This is a genomic window from Enterococcus sp., assembly GCF_032555305.1.
Classification (GTDB): domain Bacteria; phylum Bacillota; class Bacilli; order Lactobacillales; family Enterococcaceae; genus Enterococcus_A.
Genome location: NZ_JAWGOQ010000041.1, coordinates 1 through 15,960, shown reverse-complemented (window position 1 = coordinate 15,960; position 15,960 = coordinate 1). Strand labels below are relative to the sequence as shown.

At 42.2% G+C, this 15,960-nt stretch carries 13 protein-coding genes; 12 read left to right on the top strand and 1 reads right to left on the bottom strand.

All coding sequences use genetic code 11. The features are described 5' to 3' along the window. Position 1 precedes the first annotated feature (1 nt). The 5 genes from pgsA to mprF all read left to right on the top strand — a co-directional run bounded on the left by pgsA (position 2) and on the right by mprF (position 7,736). On the top strand, positions 2-583 hold the full coding sequence (pgsA, locus tag E6139_RS20945; protein ID WP_316405485.1) for a CDP-diacylglycerol--glycerol-3-phosphate 3-phosphatidyltransferase: 582 nt from the start codon (positions 2-4) through the stop codon (positions 581-583). Positions 584-678: 95 nt separating this feature from the next. Beyond that, positions 679-1,926, top strand: coding sequence for a competence/damage-inducible protein A (locus E6139_RS20940; protein ID WP_316405484.1), 1,248 nt, complete (start codon positions 679-681; stop codon positions 1,924-1,926). A 123-nt stretch (positions 1,927-2,049) separates the two neighbouring features. Continuing rightward, positions 2,050-3,099 (top strand): recombinase RecA, encoded by a 1,050-nt coding sequence (gene recA / locus E6139_RS20935; RefSeq protein ID WP_316405483.1) that lies wholly within the window; start codon positions 2,050-2,052, stop codon positions 3,097-3,099. 253 nt (positions 3,100-3,352) lie between these two features. Next, entirely contained in the window at positions 3,353-4,909 is a 1,557-nt protein-coding gene (gene rny / locus E6139_RS20930; RefSeq protein ID WP_316405482.1) for a ribonuclease Y, read from the top strand. A gap of 265 nt (positions 4,910-5,174) precedes the next feature. Beyond that, on the top strand, positions 5,175-7,736 hold the full coding sequence (mprF, locus tag E6139_RS20925) for a bifunctional lysylphosphatidylglycerol flippase/synthetase MprF (RefSeq protein ID WP_316405481.1): 2,562 nt from the start codon (positions 5,175-5,177) through the stop codon (positions 7,734-7,736). A gap of 44 nt (positions 7,737-7,780) precedes the next feature. On the opposite strand, the gene E6139_RS20920 is transcribed toward mprF, so the two are convergent. Then, positions 7,781-8,185 carry an Hsp20/alpha crystallin family protein gene (locus tag E6139_RS20920; protein WP_316405480.1) on the bottom strand — a complete coding sequence of 135 codons (405 nt, stop codon included), beginning with the start codon at positions 8,183-8,185 and terminating at the stop codon, positions 7,781-7,783. 178 nt (positions 8,186-8,363) lie between these two features. Here E6139_RS20920 and ispE point away from each other — a divergent pair, with 178 nt between their 5' ends. The 7 genes from ispE to E6139_RS20885 all read left to right on the top strand — a co-directional run bounded on the left by ispE (position 8,364) and on the right by E6139_RS20885 (position 15,766). Further along, on the top strand, positions 8,364-9,215 hold the full coding sequence (gene ispE / locus E6139_RS20915; protein ID WP_316405479.1) for a 4-(cytidine 5'-diphospho)-2-C-methyl-D-erythritol kinase: 852 nt from the start codon (positions 8,364-8,366) through the stop codon (positions 9,213-9,215). Positions 9,216-9,493: 278 nt separating this feature from the next. After that, positions 9,494-10,459, top strand: coding sequence for a metal ABC transporter substrate-binding protein (locus E6139_RS20910; RefSeq protein WP_316405478.1), 966 nt, complete (start codon positions 9,494-9,496; stop codon positions 10,457-10,459). Between the two features lie 14 nt (positions 10,460-10,473). Then, positions 10,474-11,154 carry a metal ABC transporter ATP-binding protein gene (locus tag E6139_RS20905; RefSeq protein ID WP_316405477.1) on the top strand — a complete coding sequence of 227 codons (681 nt, stop codon included), beginning with the start codon at positions 10,474-10,476 and terminating at the stop codon, positions 11,152-11,154. Then, positions 11,127-11,957, top strand: coding sequence for a metal ABC transporter permease (locus E6139_RS20900; RefSeq protein ID WP_316405476.1), 831 nt, complete (start codon positions 11,127-11,129; stop codon positions 11,955-11,957). Before E6139_RS20905 ends, E6139_RS20900 begins: the two co-directional genes overlap by 28 nt. Positions 11,958-12,275: 318 nt before the next feature. After that, positions 12,276-13,094, top strand: coding sequence for a pur operon repressor (purR, locus tag E6139_RS20895; RefSeq protein WP_316405475.1), 819 nt, complete (start codon positions 12,276-12,278; stop codon positions 13,092-13,094). A 235-nt stretch (positions 13,095-13,329) separates the two neighbouring features. After that, positions 13,330-14,697: a bifunctional UDP-N-acetylglucosamine diphosphorylase/glucosamine-1-phosphate N-acetyltransferase GlmU gene (gene glmU / locus E6139_RS20890; RefSeq protein ID WP_316405474.1), complete on the top strand. Its 1,368-nt coding sequence runs from the start codon at positions 13,330-13,332 to the stop codon at positions 14,695-14,697. Positions 14,698-14,794: 97 nt separating this feature from the next. After that, complete coding sequence (locus E6139_RS20885; RefSeq protein ID WP_316405473.1) at positions 14,795-15,766, top strand: ribose-phosphate diphosphokinase; 972 nt, start codon at positions 14,795-14,797, stop codon at positions 15,764-15,766. Positions 15,767-15,960 lie beyond the last annotated feature (194 nt).

The following is a 15,960-nucleotide window of genomic DNA, read 5'->3' as shown; positions in this document are numbered from 1 at the left end:
AATGAATTTACCAAATAAATTGACTGTCATCCGGATCTTTATGATCCCATTGTTTATGGTCGTTGTTCTAGCCCCGTGGGATTGGGGGACGCTGCAAGTTGGAGATACCAGCTTAGCCGTCACACAGTTAGTAGGAGCAATCATTTTCGCAATTGCCAGCTATACTGATCATTTGGACGGCAAGATCGCTCGGCGCGATGGCTTGGTCACCAATTTTGGGAAATTTGCCGATCCGTTAGCGGATAAAATGCTTGTAATGACAGCCTTTATTATTCTAGTTGAGCAAGGCAAAGCACCTTCTTGGGTAATTGCTATTATTGTTTGTCGCGAGTTAGCGGTGACAGGATTACGCCTGCTGATCGTCGAACAAGGCGGTGGCGTGATGGCGGCGGCCATGCCAGGAAAAATCAAGACGACGACACAAATGGTGGGAATCGTCCTACTATATCTAAACAATGTACCTTTTAACTTTATCGGTATTCCAATGGATCAAATCATGTTGTATGTCTGCTTATTCTTCACTGTCTATTCAGGCTATGACTACTTTGCTAAAAACACTGCGATCTTTAAAGGATCAATGTAAGAAAACGATCAGTACGGTATGAAAATCTATCGTTCTGATCGTTTTTTCTGTTATAGTTGAGGAAAAATGGCGTATCTTAGAAAGAAGAGGAACAAATGAGAGCAGAAATTATCGCTGTAGGAACAGAACTTTTATTGGGACAAGTCGTGAATACCAATGCGACATTCTTGTCAGAAAAACTAGCAGATATGGGAATCGAGGTGTATTTTCACACGGTTGTAGGTGATAACCCGCAACGATTAGAGGAATTGCTTCAACTGGCAGATACTCGCAGTGACCTGATCATCTTGTGCGGGGGATTAGGACCAACGGATGATGATCTAACCAAAAATGTTCTAGCTGATCATGTGGGCGTACCGCTAGTCCAAAATCAGGAAGGACTAGAAGCATTAAACAGCTTTTTCGCGCAGCGTCAAAGTACCATGACACCGAATAATTTACGACAAGTCGAAACGTTACAAGAGGGTATCCCATTGCCGAACCGCACAGGATTAGCGATTGGCTGTTTGTATAAAGGCGAAAAGAACAATTACATTCTTTTGCCTGGACCACCAAGTGAGTTGAAGCCAATGTTCTTAGAACAAGCCCGTCCATTATTGGAAAAGGAATTTCCGACTTCAGAAAAATTGACTTCCCGAGTACTGCGTTTCTTTGGTATCGGCGAATCCAAACTAGTGACCGATCTGGCAGAGATGATCGAACATCAATCAAATCCGACGATCGCTCCTTATGCGAAGCCAAATGAGGTAACTTTACGCATCACGGCGAAGACTGAAGATGAAGTCTCAGCCAATGCCTTGTTAGATCAGACAGAAGCGGAGATTCTGGCGAAAGTCGGTGAGTTCTTCTATGGCTACGGCGAAGAAAATAGTTTGGTCGAAGTCGTAGTAGATTTGTTGAAGGAAAAGAATTTAACTATTACAGCAGCAGAAAGCTTGACTGCTGGCGAATTCCAAGCGACATTAGGAACGATTCCTGGCGTCTCTGAGGTGTTTCCTGGCGGATTTGTTACTTATTCCAAGGCAACCAAAGCAAGCTTCTTAGGCATCGATTCAGCGCTTTTAGAACGTGTGGGGGTTGTTAGTGAAGAGTGTGCGAAGGAAATGGCAGAAGCAGCGCTGCGTTTAGCAGGAACAGATTTTGCCTTGTCCTTTACAGGTGTTGCGGGTCCAGATGAACTAGAAGGCAAACCCAAAGGAACCGTATATATCGCGTTGGCTCAAAAGAACGGTGAGACGCTTATCAGCGAAAACCATTTTACACGTGACCGTGCGTATGTCCGTCACAGCTCAGTGATGAAGGGCTTAGACATGGTGCGCCGCGCAATTCTAAACAAAAATTAAAAATGCGAATGTTTGTTCGTTTTTTGCTTGCTTTTTTGATTTCAAACCGATAAACTAGGGATATTGAAAAAGCAATAATGATGTGGAAGCATATTGATTATAGGAAATAGGGAGGATCAGCTATTGGCAAATGATCGCAAAGCAGCCTTAGACGCTGCAATGAAGAAGATTGAAAAGAATTACGGTAAAGGCTCGATCATGAAATTAGGGGAAAAGGTCGATCAACAAATCTCAACGATTCCAAGCGGCTCTTTGGCATTGGACGTTGCGCTAGGTGTTGGCGGATACCCTCGTGGACGGATCATTGAAGTATACGGTCCAGAAAGTTCTGGTAAAACAACAGTTGCATTGCACGCCATCGCAGAAGTTCAAAAACATGGCGGAACAGCAGCCTTTATTGATGCTGAGCATGCGTTAGATCCTCAATATGCAGCTCGTTTAGGCGTAAATATCGATGAATTACTATTATCACAACCAGATACTGGTGAACAAGGGTTAGAAATTGCGGATGCCTTGGTTTCGAGTGGTGCGGTTGATATCATCGTTATCGACTCAGTAGCAGCGTTAGTACCTCGGGCCGAAATTGATGGTGAAATGGGTGACGCTCACGTAGGTTTGCAAGCTCGTTTGATGTCGCAAGCATTACGTAAACTATCAGGATCGATCAATAAAACGAAGACGATCGCGGTCTTTATCAACCAAATTCGTGAAAAAGTCGGCGTTATGTTCGGTAATCCGGAAACAACACCTGGTGGACGTGCATTGAAATTCTACGCAACGGTCCGTTTAGAAGTGCGCCGTGCGGAACAATTGAAAAACGGTACAGATATTGTTGGTAACCGTACGAAGATCAAAGTCGTTAAAAACAAAGTTGCGCCACCATTCAAAGTGGCTGAGGTCGACATTATGTACGGCTTCGGGATCTCGCAAGAAGGTGAACTGCTGGATATGGCTGTTGAACAAGACATCATCGATAAGAGCGGTGCTTGGTACGGCTACAAAGAAGATCGGATCGGTCAAGGGCGTGAAAATGCCAAGAAATATCTGGCTGATCATCCAGAGATGATGGCAGAAGTTGCAACACGTGTCCGCGCAGCTTACGGCATTGGAGAAGAAGGCGATGTGACTGATGCTGAAGAAGCAGGTCAAGAAGAATTGCCTTTAGACGAATAAAAAACAAAGCGACACTAATGACAGTGGGGATTTGCCTGGTCATTAGTGTTTTTTTGTGCCTTATTTTAGAGGGAATCGAAGCGCTTTACTGCTTCGTCTGACAAAAGATAAATAAAGTTGACACGCTATCGGACAAACATTAGAATAAAGTTGTGTGACACTCACACATATGCAAGTAGGCATATTGATAATTTGACATTCGTTTATCAAAAAACTACAGATAGGTAAATAAGATAGTACGGAGGTGGATTTAATGTTAGTTCCTATTCTCCTCGCTATCATCGGTTTAATTGTCGGTCTTGGTTTGGGTTTCATGGTAGCGAAATCACGCCATGAAAAAGAAATTGATGGGGCACAAAACACAGCAAGAGGGATCATTACGCATGCTAATAAAGAAGCGGAGACCTTGAAGAAAGAAGCTTTGTTGGAAGCCAAGGAAGAAAACCAGCAGTATCGCGCACAAGTTGAAAGTGAGTTGAAAGAAAGCAGACAAGAGTTAAAATCACAAGAAAATCGCTTGCTTCAAAGAGAACAGACTTTAGATCGTAAAGATGATTCTCTAGAGAAGCGTGAGCACTCACTGGAAGAAAAAGAAACAAAAATCAGTGCTAGACAGCAATTAATTGACGAGCGAGAAAAAGATGTAGAACAACTGATTAATGAACAACAAACAAAATTGGAACAAGTTGCTTCTTTAACGAGAGATGAAGCGAAAGAAGTAATTATGAAGACGACCGAAGAGGAATTGAACCATGAGTTAACGGTTATGGTCAAGGAATCTGAACAACGTGCCAAAGAAGAAGCTGATCGCAAAGCGAAAAATCTATTGGCGATGGCGATTCAACGTTGCGGTGCCGACGCTGTTTCTGAAACGACTGTTTCGGTAGTGACGTTGCCAAATGATGAGATGAAAGGTCGCATCATTGGACGTGAGGGCCGGAATATTCGGACGTTGGAAACACTGACAGGTATTGATCTGATTATTGATGATACGCCAGAAGCAGTCGTTTTATCCGGTTTTGATCCAATCAGACGGGAAATCGCCCGGATGACGTTAGAGAAATTGATTCAGGATGGTCGGATTCATCCGGCTCGGATCGAAGAAATGGTTGAAAAATCTCGCAAAGAAATGGATGAACGTATTCGCGAATACGGGGAACAAGCAGCCTTTGAAGTTGGTGCTCATACCCTGCATCCAGATTTGATTAAGATTTTGGGACGTTTGCATTTCAGAACCAGCTATGGTCAAAATGTCTTAAATCACTCGATCGAAGTTGCCAAATTGACCGGCGTTCTAGCTGCAGAGCTAGGCGAAAATGTTCAGTTAGCGCAACGCGCAGGCTTGCTTCATGATATCGGTAAAGCGTTAGACCATGAGATCGAAGGATCCCACGTCGAGATCGGCGCAGAACTTGCCGCTAAATATCGTGAAAATCCAGTCGTAATCAACGCGATCGCCTCTCACCATGGAGATACGGAAGCAACCTCAGTGATTTCTGTTTTAGTAGCCGCGGCTGACGCAGTATCAGCTGCTAGACCAGGTGCACGAAGCGAATCATTAGAAAACTATATCCGTCGTCTAGAAAACTTGGAAAATATTTCCAATAGTTTTGATGGTGTTGATTCAAGCTTCGCCGTTCAAGCCGGACGTGAAGTACGTGTCATGGTCAAACCAGAAGAAATCTCTGATTTAGATTCTGTTCGTTTAGTTCGCGACATCCGTCGCAAGATCGAAGACGAACTGGACTACCCAGGACATATCAAAGTCGTCGTGATTCGTGAAACACGTGCAACCGATTATGCAAAATAACAAAAAGCCTCTTTACGAGGCTTTTTTGTTTTTGCCACTCCAACTTTTTGCAGTCATTCAAAGGTGGATCATAGATATTAAATTATTTAAACTTGATATTAAAAGAAGTCGATAGTTGGATGGTATACGCACGAAAACAGGTTCATTTCTCACCGAATCAAATAACAATTCCTTTTTTAAGGGAATCATAAATTTAAAAGGATAGCTTCATAACAAGAATTCATTTAAAATAGAGTACAAGAAAAGAAAGAATGGGAGTAGTAGGATGACGACTATCAGCCGCTGGTTCAAACGGCATGCCACCTTGCTCAAAATCATCTTCTTCGGGGTCGTCTTATTTTTCGTAGCGAATCAAGTGAAAAATATCGCCCATGGGATGAGCTGGCAGACTGTTTGGCAAACGATCAAACAACAAGAACAAATCGAATTATTAGGTATGTTGGGGATCGGCCTATGCGGAGTTCTGCCCATGCTTTTATACGATCATGTAGCGATCACGACACTTGAAGCAGCGGGGCGCCCCCGCATGAATTTTAGAGAGTGGCTGGTTTCTGCTTGGACCACCAATACGATCAATAATTTAGCCGGTTTTGGTGGGGTAGTAGGAGTGAGTTTGCGGTCAAGTTTTTATGGAAAAGGAATGGAGAAGAAAAAAGTATTGGCTGTGATTTCCAAGATCGCCATCTTTATGTTGGCGGGGCTTTCGATCATGGCGTTCGTGACCTCTTTGGATCTGATCTTCTTTCGAACACAAAATCCCTTTGTCCGTTATCGCTTTTGGTTACTAGCGGGGGGAGCCTATGCACCAATCCTGTTTGGCTTTGTCTATGCACGCCGAAGGACGATCTTTAAAGAATTTCGTTTGAAACAAATTTTTGAATTATTTCTGGCTTCCTTAGGTCAATGGTTGGGAGCTCTGCTGGTTTTCCTAATGGTCGGCTACCTGATGGGCACGAAATTGAATATCGGGGATATCTACCCGATGTTTGTGATTGCGACAGGCTTAGGAATGCTGACGATGGTACCCGGAGGAGCGGGAACCTTTGACGTAATGATGATTCTAGGACTGGGACATCTTGGATTGAATCAAAGCACAGCGGTAGTCTGGATCTTGTTCTACCGGATCTTTTATTATCTAGTTCCATTTGTCACAGGTATCGTAATCTTTTTAACCAATACCAGTGTTAAAATGAATCGCTACTTTGACAATTTACCGCGTGTGCTTTCTCAAAAAGTTGCCCACGTCATTATGGTTAGTGCCGTTTACTTTGCAGGAATCATGATGATCCTGTTATCTACGTTGACCAATTTGTCAAATATCAGCCGCTTATTCCAAGTGTTGCTGCCGTTCTCTTTCGATTTTCTAGATCAGACATTGAACTTATTGATTGGTTTCTTACTTTTGGGCTTTGCTCGAGGCATCTCGCAAAAAGTGAAAAAAGCTTTTTGGCCCACGATCTTATTATTAATCTTTGGGATCGTCAACACGGTAGCGCGTACGGCATCGGTTCGTTTAATCGTCGTTTATGTGGTGATTTTATTAATCGTTTGGATGTCGCGGCGAGAATTTTATCGCGAACGGTTCGTTTATTCATGGGGCGCATTGGCTTTTGACGGAATTTTGTTTGGCTTGCTATTCATTTTCTATGCAGTAGCAGGTTATCACAGCGGCCAAATTTGGAGTACTGAACGTTTATCAGCGAAGTATTTTGCCTTTCCATCTGAAGAAATCTGGTTCTCCGGATTAGTTGGCTTGATCTTGTCGATTCTGTGTTTGGCAATCTTATATCAATACTTAACGCAAAGTGAGACCAAGTTAGGTGCTGCTTGGGATGAGAAGCGCTTCAATTATTTGATTAATCGTTATGGGGGCACGCCGGCTAGTCACTATCTTCGGGTCTCAGGGTATCAATATTATTATTATCAAGAAAACGGCAATGATCAAAATATTTTCGGTTTTCAAGTACGAGCCAATAAGTGTTTTGTCTTAGGTGATCCTGTGGGAAATCCTGAAAAATGGAAAGCAGCGACGTTTGCCTTTATGGAACATGCCGATAAACTGGGCTATCAGCTAGCATTTTATAAAATTTCGGAGGACTATGTATTGCTTCTGCATGATCTAGGTTTTCATTTTGATAAGATCGGCGAGACCGGGGTCACTGATTTCACGCGCCATAAGCATGATGTCTTCTCTGACCGCTTCGAATTTAAACGTTTGACCAATGAGGGCTATCAATTTATCTATTTTGAAAAGTTACCGGAAGAGGTTTTCGATGAGCTGGAGGAAATTTCAGATGAATGGCTAAATGGTGAGAAGGAAAAATGTTTCTCTGTTGGACGCTTTGACCGCTCCTACATTGAAAAGAGCAATGTTGGGATCGCTCGTGATCCGCAAAATCGGATCGTCGGCTTTATTACCGAACAGCCAGTCAACAAAGAAAGAGCCTCTTTTGATTTATTGCGTTTCCGAAATGATGTGCCGAGTGAGCTGCCAACATTTTTGAAGTTACACTTAATGGACGAATTGAAAAGACAAGGTTATTGTGAAGTGTATCAAGGAATGGCCCCATTGGCGAAAGTAGGGGAGACATCCTTTGCCTTCTTAGGTGAACGGATCATGAATTTGATCTATAAGTATGGTCATTCGATCTATGCTTTCCAACAGGTGGCAGAAGAAAAAACAGTTTATGTCGATCGTTGGCGGCCAAGATATTTTGCCTATATGAAAGACAGCAGCTTCTTATTCTCAGCTGTGCAATTACTATTTCTGATTGGTCGCGGAAAAAATAAAGGCGTGACGATTTCAGAAGAAATGATCGAATTATAAAAGACGAGCCGCAACTGGGCTCGTCTTTTTCATGCAGGCAAAGGTTAATCGATCGTGATTTCTTTGCCTTTCTTTTCTTCGTAATCGGTTCTAGGGAGCTTCAAAGTGAGTACGCCATTTTCAAATTTCGCACTGATTTTTTCATCATCGATACTTTTTACCACGAATTGACGATGATAGGCACTGCTGGAACGTTCTCTGCGAACAAAACGACCATCGTCTTTGAATTCGTTTTCGCTGCTGTGTTCGGCATCAATCGAAAGAATCTCATTAGTATAGTTCACGGAAATTTCTGATTTTTCAAAACCTGGCAGGTCCGCTTTTACTTCATAGTGATCATCTAAATCGCGAATATCTACATTCATTTTCCGGTCATCCCAAAACGTGTTCATCAGCTTGCCCACTAATTCTTCTCCACCAAACCAATCATTTTTCGGCAGTAGATTCATACCACATTCCTCCTAGTTTATAATAAATTACCTGTCAAACCTATCTCTCTCTTTAATGGTAAGGGTTCAGGTGGAATTATTCAACTAATTTAGGGTGCCTATGCTAGAATGAATTATCTATACATTTAGTATGGGCTATGATAGAATCGTCTAGTGAAAAATTTGAACGGGTGAGAAAATGGAAATTATGGAGAAAGCCCCAGCGAAAATCAACTTGGGCCTCGATATTTTAGGCAAACGACCGGATGGCTTGCATGAGTTGGCGATGGTCATGGCGAGCATTGATCTAGCGGATCGTTTGTATTTGGAAGAGATTCCAGAAGATAAAATTATCATTGAAACCAATAAGGCTTTTTTACCCACGGATAAAAAGAACCATGTTTACGAAGCGCTGGAGCTGGTCAAGGAGCGTTTTGACATAAAAAAAGGCCTGCGGGTCAAAATTCATAAAGAGATTCCAGTGGCGGCTGGACTCGGCGGCGGTTCGACAGATTCAGCTGCGGCTCTACGGGCAGTCAATCGTTTATGGAATTTAGGCTTGTCAGTTGAAGAGTTGGCTGGGCTGGGAGCGGAAGTTGGTTCAGATGTTCCCTATTGTGTCTATGGTCAAACTTCTTTAGTAGAAGGCTTTGGAGAAAAAGTCACACCGATCGCGCCGATGCCCCAATGTTGGGTGGTGGTTGTCAAACCGCGGATGAGTGTCTCAACACGCACGATTTTCGCTAAGATTGTGATGGAGGATTTGTACCATCCGGATATCCCGGCATTAGTCTCAGCAATTGAAGAAAATGATTATCAGAGGATGACTGAAAATTTAGGCAACTCAATGGAAGTTGTTACGATTAAAAAGCATCCGATTATCCAGCAATTAAAGGATCGTATGTTGAAATATGGTGCGGATGCTGCAATGATGAGCGGCAGTGGTCCAACAGTCTATGCGTTGTGTCATAAGTATTCACGAGCCAAGCATGTGTTCAATGCGTTGAAAGGTTTTTGCGATGAGGTTTATCTTGTTCGCACGTTAAAATAGCCGCAGATGAAGTAGAAAATGATAAGGGTTGAAATAAACGTGTTTTCCAGGTTTTGGGAAATGCGTTTTTTATTTAGTCAAATGTTTAAAATAACAAAAAATAAAAATAGAAACGGATACAGGTATTTGTCTTCATATGAATGGAATGTCATCTATTTTACGGTTTATCAACCTTATTCCGGTATAAATCGTAATTTTTACGTTTTGTGTTGACGGATAGAAAAACATCTGTTAAATTAATCTTTGTCTTAAAACGAGAAGAGAAGGTGTTTAGTTAGATGAAGATGCAAAAAGGACTACTTTTACTAGGAACTGTGGTACTATCAGTTTTGCTGACTGCTTGCGGTGGTCAAGAGAAAAAAGAAGCATCATCCAATGACAAGATTCAGGTGATGACGACTTTTTATCCAATGTATGAGTTCACTAAACAAGTAGTAGGAGATAAAGGCGATGTGGAATTGCTGATTCCGGCAGGTACCGAACCCCATGATTTTGAACCCTCAGCCAAAGACTTGGCAAAAATTTCAGATTCAGATGTGTTTGTATACAATAGTCCTGAATTAGAAACGTGGACAGATAATCTTACGGATACGATCGATACGAAAAAAACAGAGATTATTCAAGCGTCTAAGGACATCAAATTAATGGACGGTGCGGAGCACGATCATGAAGAGGCTCATGATCATGATGCAGAAGAGCACGAAGAACATGGACATGACCATGATTTAGATCCGCATGTCTGGTTAGATCCTGCCTTGGCAATCAAAGAGGTTGAAACGATTCGTGATCAGTTGAGTAAAAAATACCCAGATGACAAAGCGGCATTCGAAAAAAATGCGGCAAGTTATATTGACGAGCTAAAAGCGTTGGATGAAGAATATCAAACGGCATTTAAAGATGCGAAGAACAAAACTTTTGTAACACAGCATGCGGCCTTTGGCTATTTGGCGAAACAATATGGCTTAACGCAAGAAGCGATTGCTGGGATTTCGCCTGATCAAGAACCTTCACCAAGTCGATTGAGCGAACTGAAGCATCATGTTGATGACAATCAAGTTAAAGTTATCTATTTTGAAGAAAATGCGTCATCAAAAGTTGCTGAAACATTGTCTAAAGAAACCGGTGTAAAATTAGAAGTATTGAACCCGTTAGAAAGCTTAACAGATAAGCAAATCAAAGCAGGGGAAGACTATCTTTCCGTGATGCGGGAGAATCTGACTGCATTGAAAGAGAGTATTAAGTAGAAGGAGCGAAAAAAATGTCGTATATCGAGGTGGAAGACCTTTCATTCTATTATGACAACGAACCAGTTTTAGAAAATGTGTCCTATCATGTGGACCCAGGCGAGTTTGTCATTTTGACTGGAGAAAATGGTGCCGCAAAATCGACATTGATCAAAGCGACATTAGGATTATTAAAGCCCAGCAGCGGGAAAGTGACGATTGCCAAGAAAAATGCTGAAGGCAAGAGGCTGAGTATTGGCTACATTCCCCAGCAAGTGGCGTCATTCAACGCTGGATTTCCCAGTACGGTCTTGGAGCTGGTAGAATCTGGACGTTATCCGCAGGGAAAATGGTTTAAAAAGTTAACTGAACGCGATCATGAGCACGTACAAAAAGCGTTAGAATCGGTAGACATGTGGAACATGCGCCATAAAAAAGTCGGCGAATTATCCGGTGGACAAAAACAACGAATCAGTTTGGCGCGGTTATTTGCGAAAGATCCTGATTTGTTTATTTTAGATGAGCCGACGACAGGGATGGATGAAAAATCTCGCAATGATTTTTATAATCTGCTGCGGCACAGTGCTCATGTTCATGGCAAGAGTATCTTGATGATCACCCATGATCATGAGGATACAAAAAAATACATTGATCGCCACATTCGGTTGGTGCGAAAGGAGAACTCAAAATGGCGTTGCTTTCATATGAATTCATGAGACGGGCCTTTCTAGCCGCTATCTTTATTGCAGGGATTGCACCGATGCTGGGCGTCTTTCTAGTTATTCGCCGTCAATCATTGATGGCGGATACTTTGTCTCACGTCTCGCTGGCAGGGGTGGCGTTAGGGTTCTTCTTGAATTTAAATCCGACAGGTACGACGTTGTTAGTCGTAGTCGTTGCCGCGATTATCATGGAGTATTTACAGAACATGTACAGTTCTTATTCAGAGATTTCCATTGCAATCTTGATGGCCGCGGGCTTAGCAATCGCGCTGGTATTAATGAGTTTGGCTCCGGGCAGTTCAGCGGTCAGCATCCAATCCTATCTGTTTGGCTCGATCGTGACGATCACTTGGCAGCAGGTGGTTTTTCTAGGAATTCTATTTGTTTTGGTTGGCATTTTATTCTTGCTATTCAAGCGTCCAATGTATGTATTAACCTTTGACGAGGATATCGCAGCGGTAGATGGCTTACCTGTTCGTATGATGTCGATGATTTTTAACGTTGTGACCGGAGTAGCAATCGCGATTATGATACCGATCGCAGGTGCTCTGTTGATCTCAGCGATTATGGTACTACCAGCGGCGATCGGTATGCGGGTAGGGAAAAGCTTCAATATCGTGATCTTAGTCAGTGTCTTGGTTGGTTTTGTTGGAATGATCGGTGGCTTGACTGGTTCCTACTATTTAGATACGCCGCCAGGTGCGACGATTACTTTGGGCTTTATCTTATTGTTCTTAGTGATCAATGGAATCCGTCAATTACGATTCTTCCTTCAACGAAAACAGTTGCAGAAATAGAGGAAAGCGAAAGCTTTTCCTCTTTTTTTGCGGAATAATTAATAAATTCCGAACTTTTCGACTTTAAAACGAGAAAATGCTCGAATTTTATCGTCTAAACCCTTATAATGGGAAACGATTAATCAGAATAGGCTGTCAGTCGTTGCTTGTACATTAAAATGAGTGACAGGATGGCATGCGTTGAGAATCAAAGCTTATGTGAAATAGGATACCTGCGTTACTTTGGATTTTCGTCCATTAGTAAAAGGTATGCGTGTTGAGCATCAACCTTTTTTCCTAGAGAAAAAAATACTTTAATACGAAATAGGAGTGAATTACGTGAAAGTGCGTCGAAGTGAACGATTAATCGACATGACACAATATTTGTTGGATCATCCACATGACTTGATCCCATTGACTTTTTTTGCGGCCCGCTATGGCTCAGCTAAATCTTCTATCAGTGAAGACTTAGCGATTGTAAAGAAGACCTTCAAAGAACGAGGAACAGGATTCCTAGAAACGATTCCCGGTGCAGCCGGCGGGGTGGTCTTTACACCGAGTATTACGGATGCGGAATCACGTGAATATATCGAGTCTTTGGCTGAACGTTTGTCTGAAGAAGATCGCTTATTGCCAGGTGGGTATGTGTATTTATCTGACATGTTGGGCCAACCCGACTTATTGCGTAAAGTTGGCCGGATTATCGCAGCGCAATATTTAGATAAAAAAGTCGATGCAGTCATGACAGTCGCAACCAAAGGCGTGCCGATCGCGCAAGCAGTCTCTTATTATCTGAATGCGCCATTTGTGATTGTTCGTCGCGACTCAAAAATTACAGAAGGTTCAACGGTTAGTGTGAACTATGTTTCCGGTTCTTCGGAACGTATTGAAAAAATGGAGCTGTCAAAACGCAGCTTGAAGCGCGGCTCAAAAGTCTTAATTGTAGATGACTTTATGAAGGGCGGCGGAACCGTCAATGGTATGAAGAGCCTGATCGAGGAGTTTGAAGCAGAACTTGTGGGAATTACAGTCTTTGCGGAATCTAAATTCAAAGGCGAACGCGCCATCGATGATTACAATTCATTACTATTTGTGCAAGATGTTGATACTAGTACGAAAACGATCAGTGTCGTACCAGGCAATTGCTTCGATAAATAGCGGATAAAAATGCTAGGTTTTAAAGACTCTCGCCAGATTTTTTCTTGGAGAGAGTCTAATGAGCTAGCCTTTTTTGCGTCTGGCTAGTAAAATGGATTACGGAATTCAAATTATTCCACTAGTATGAGTGAGAATGTCAGTTTTGCTTTTGCGAGAAAAACGATATAAGAAAATACAAATTAGAGGGAATATTTTTTAGTATTATTTCATTATTACGAATGAGGAGTGACTTCTTTTGGAAAATCGTTATGCGATTATTTTAGCAGCGGGTAAGGGAACTCGCATGAAATCAAAACTATACAAAGTCTTACACCCTGTGGCAGGAAAACCAATGGTGGAACACATTATTGAACGGGTGGTTGAGACGCAACCAACAGATATCGTGACGATTGTAGGGCACGGTGCTGAAATGGTCAAAGAACAATTAGGCGATCGTAGCGAGTATGCTTTGCAAGCGGAACAATTAGGAACAGGTCATGCCGTCATGCAAGCGGCAGAGTTCTTAAAAGGCAAAAAAGGCACAACGTTAGTGATCAGTGGAGATACACCATTGCTTACAACGCAAACCTTGAATAATCTATTCGATTACCATCAAGGCAAAAAAGCCAGCGCAACAATTTTGACTGCACATGCAGAAGATCCAACCGGCTATGGCCGTATTCTGCGCGATCATGTGGGAATCGTAGAAAAGATTGTGGAACAAAAGGACGCAACTCTAGAAGAAGCCCGGGTGCAGGAAATCAACACGGGAACCTATTGCTTCGACAATGAACAATTATTCGCGGCGTTGGAAAAAATCGGAACGAACAATGCCCAAGGGGAATACTATTTGACAGATATCGTTGAGATCTTGAAAAATAACGATCAAACGGTTGCTGCGTATCAAACGGAAGATTTTGAAGAATCACTGGGGGTCAATGACCGGATCGCTTTAGCGAATGCCAATGAAATCATGCGTCGTCGCATCAATCGTCAACATATGGTCAATGGTGTGACATTCATTGATCCAGCAACGACGTACATTGATGCGGGAATTGAAATTGGTTCTGATACAGTCATTGAACCAGGCGTACAAATTCAAGGAAATACGGTGATTGGTTCCGATTGTATTATTGGTGCGCACTCCAAAATCGTTGACAGCACCATCGAAGACAAGGTGGAAATCACCGCATCGGTCATCGAAGAGGCGATCGTACGGAAAAATGCAGATGTAGGTCCAAACGCACATTTGCGTCCAAACGCAGATATTGGAGAAAATGCCCATATCGGTAATTATGTAGAAATTAAGAAGGCGACAATTGGCGAAAATACCAAAGTTGGACACTTAACGTATGTTGGAGATGCAACACTTGGCAAAGATATTAATGTCGGCTGCGGAGTTGTTTTTGTTAATTACGATGGTAAGAACAAACATCATACCAATGTGGGGGATCATGTCTTCATCGGTTCCAGCACAAATATTATCGCGCCGGTCAACATTGCTGATAACAGTGTGACGGCAGCGGGTTCAACGATTACGGATGATGTTGCTGAAGGCGATATGGCAATCGCTCGAGCTCGCCAAGTAAACAAGGCAGGTTATGCAAGTCATTTGCCATTTTAAGGGAATTCTCTTGATTTCTTAAATGGAAATGACTAGTATTTTATTTGAAATGGTATATAATCGGTAGCGTACGTTTAAAAAGAAAGTGGAGGTCCCCATGTCGAAACATTATTTTGATCCAAGATTGAAAATTTTTGCTTTGAATTCAAATCGTCCCCTAGCTGAGAAAATCGCTGAAGAAGTTGGTGTTGAACTAGGAAAAAGTTCTGTAACCCAATTTAGCGATGGTGAAATTCAAGTAAATATTGAAGAAAGTATTCGCGGCTGTCATGTCTATGTCGTTCAGTCAACAAGTAGTCCGGTAAATGATAATCTAATGGAACTTTTGATTATGATCGATGCCTTGAAACGTGCGAGTGCAAAAACAATCAACGTCGTAATGCCTTACTACGGTTATGCCCGTCAGGATCGTAAAGCACGTGCACGGGAACCAATTACTGCTAAACTTGTTGCCAACATGATTGAAAAAGCTGGCGCAACACGTCTATTAACTTTAGATTTACACGCTTCTCAAATCCAAGGATTCTTTGATATCCCTGTGGATCATTTAATGGGTGCTCCTTTGATCGCCGATTATTTCTTAGAACAAAAAATTTGCGGCGATGATGTCGTAGTTGTTTCACCAGACCATGGTGGGGTAACGCGTGCTCGTAAATTAGCTGAATTCTTGAAAGCTCCAATCGCAATCATCGATAAACGTCGTCCGAAAGCGAATGTCGCTGAAGTGATGAATATCATTGGGAAAGTCGATGGCAAAACATGTGTGATCATTGATGATATGATCGATACAGCAGGTACGATTACCTTAGCTGCCAATGCCTTAAAAGAAGCTGGCGCGAAAAAAGTTTATGCTTCATGTACGCATCCTGTTTTATCTGGTCCAGCAATGCAACGGATCCAAGATTCAGCGATCGAACATTTAGTCGTAACGGATTCAATCTACTTATCTGAAGAACGTAAAATCGATAAGATTGATGAAATCAGTGTTGGTGAGTTGATGGGTGATGCAATCAAGCGCATCCACGAAAACAAACCAGTTAGCCCGCTGTTTGAAACCAACAAAAAATAATTCTATTTACTAGGTATCTGTATAGATACCTAGTTTTTTTGTTTTTTAAGGGAGTATAAAATTTTCACATGCAAAAAGCTTATGAGAGCAAGTGGATCCATGTCCGGCTTCACGAACTAGCTTTTCTACGCAAGCTACGCATACAGTTACTTCTAAACTGGCGTTAAGAAGAACTAGCATATCGGCAATAAGCA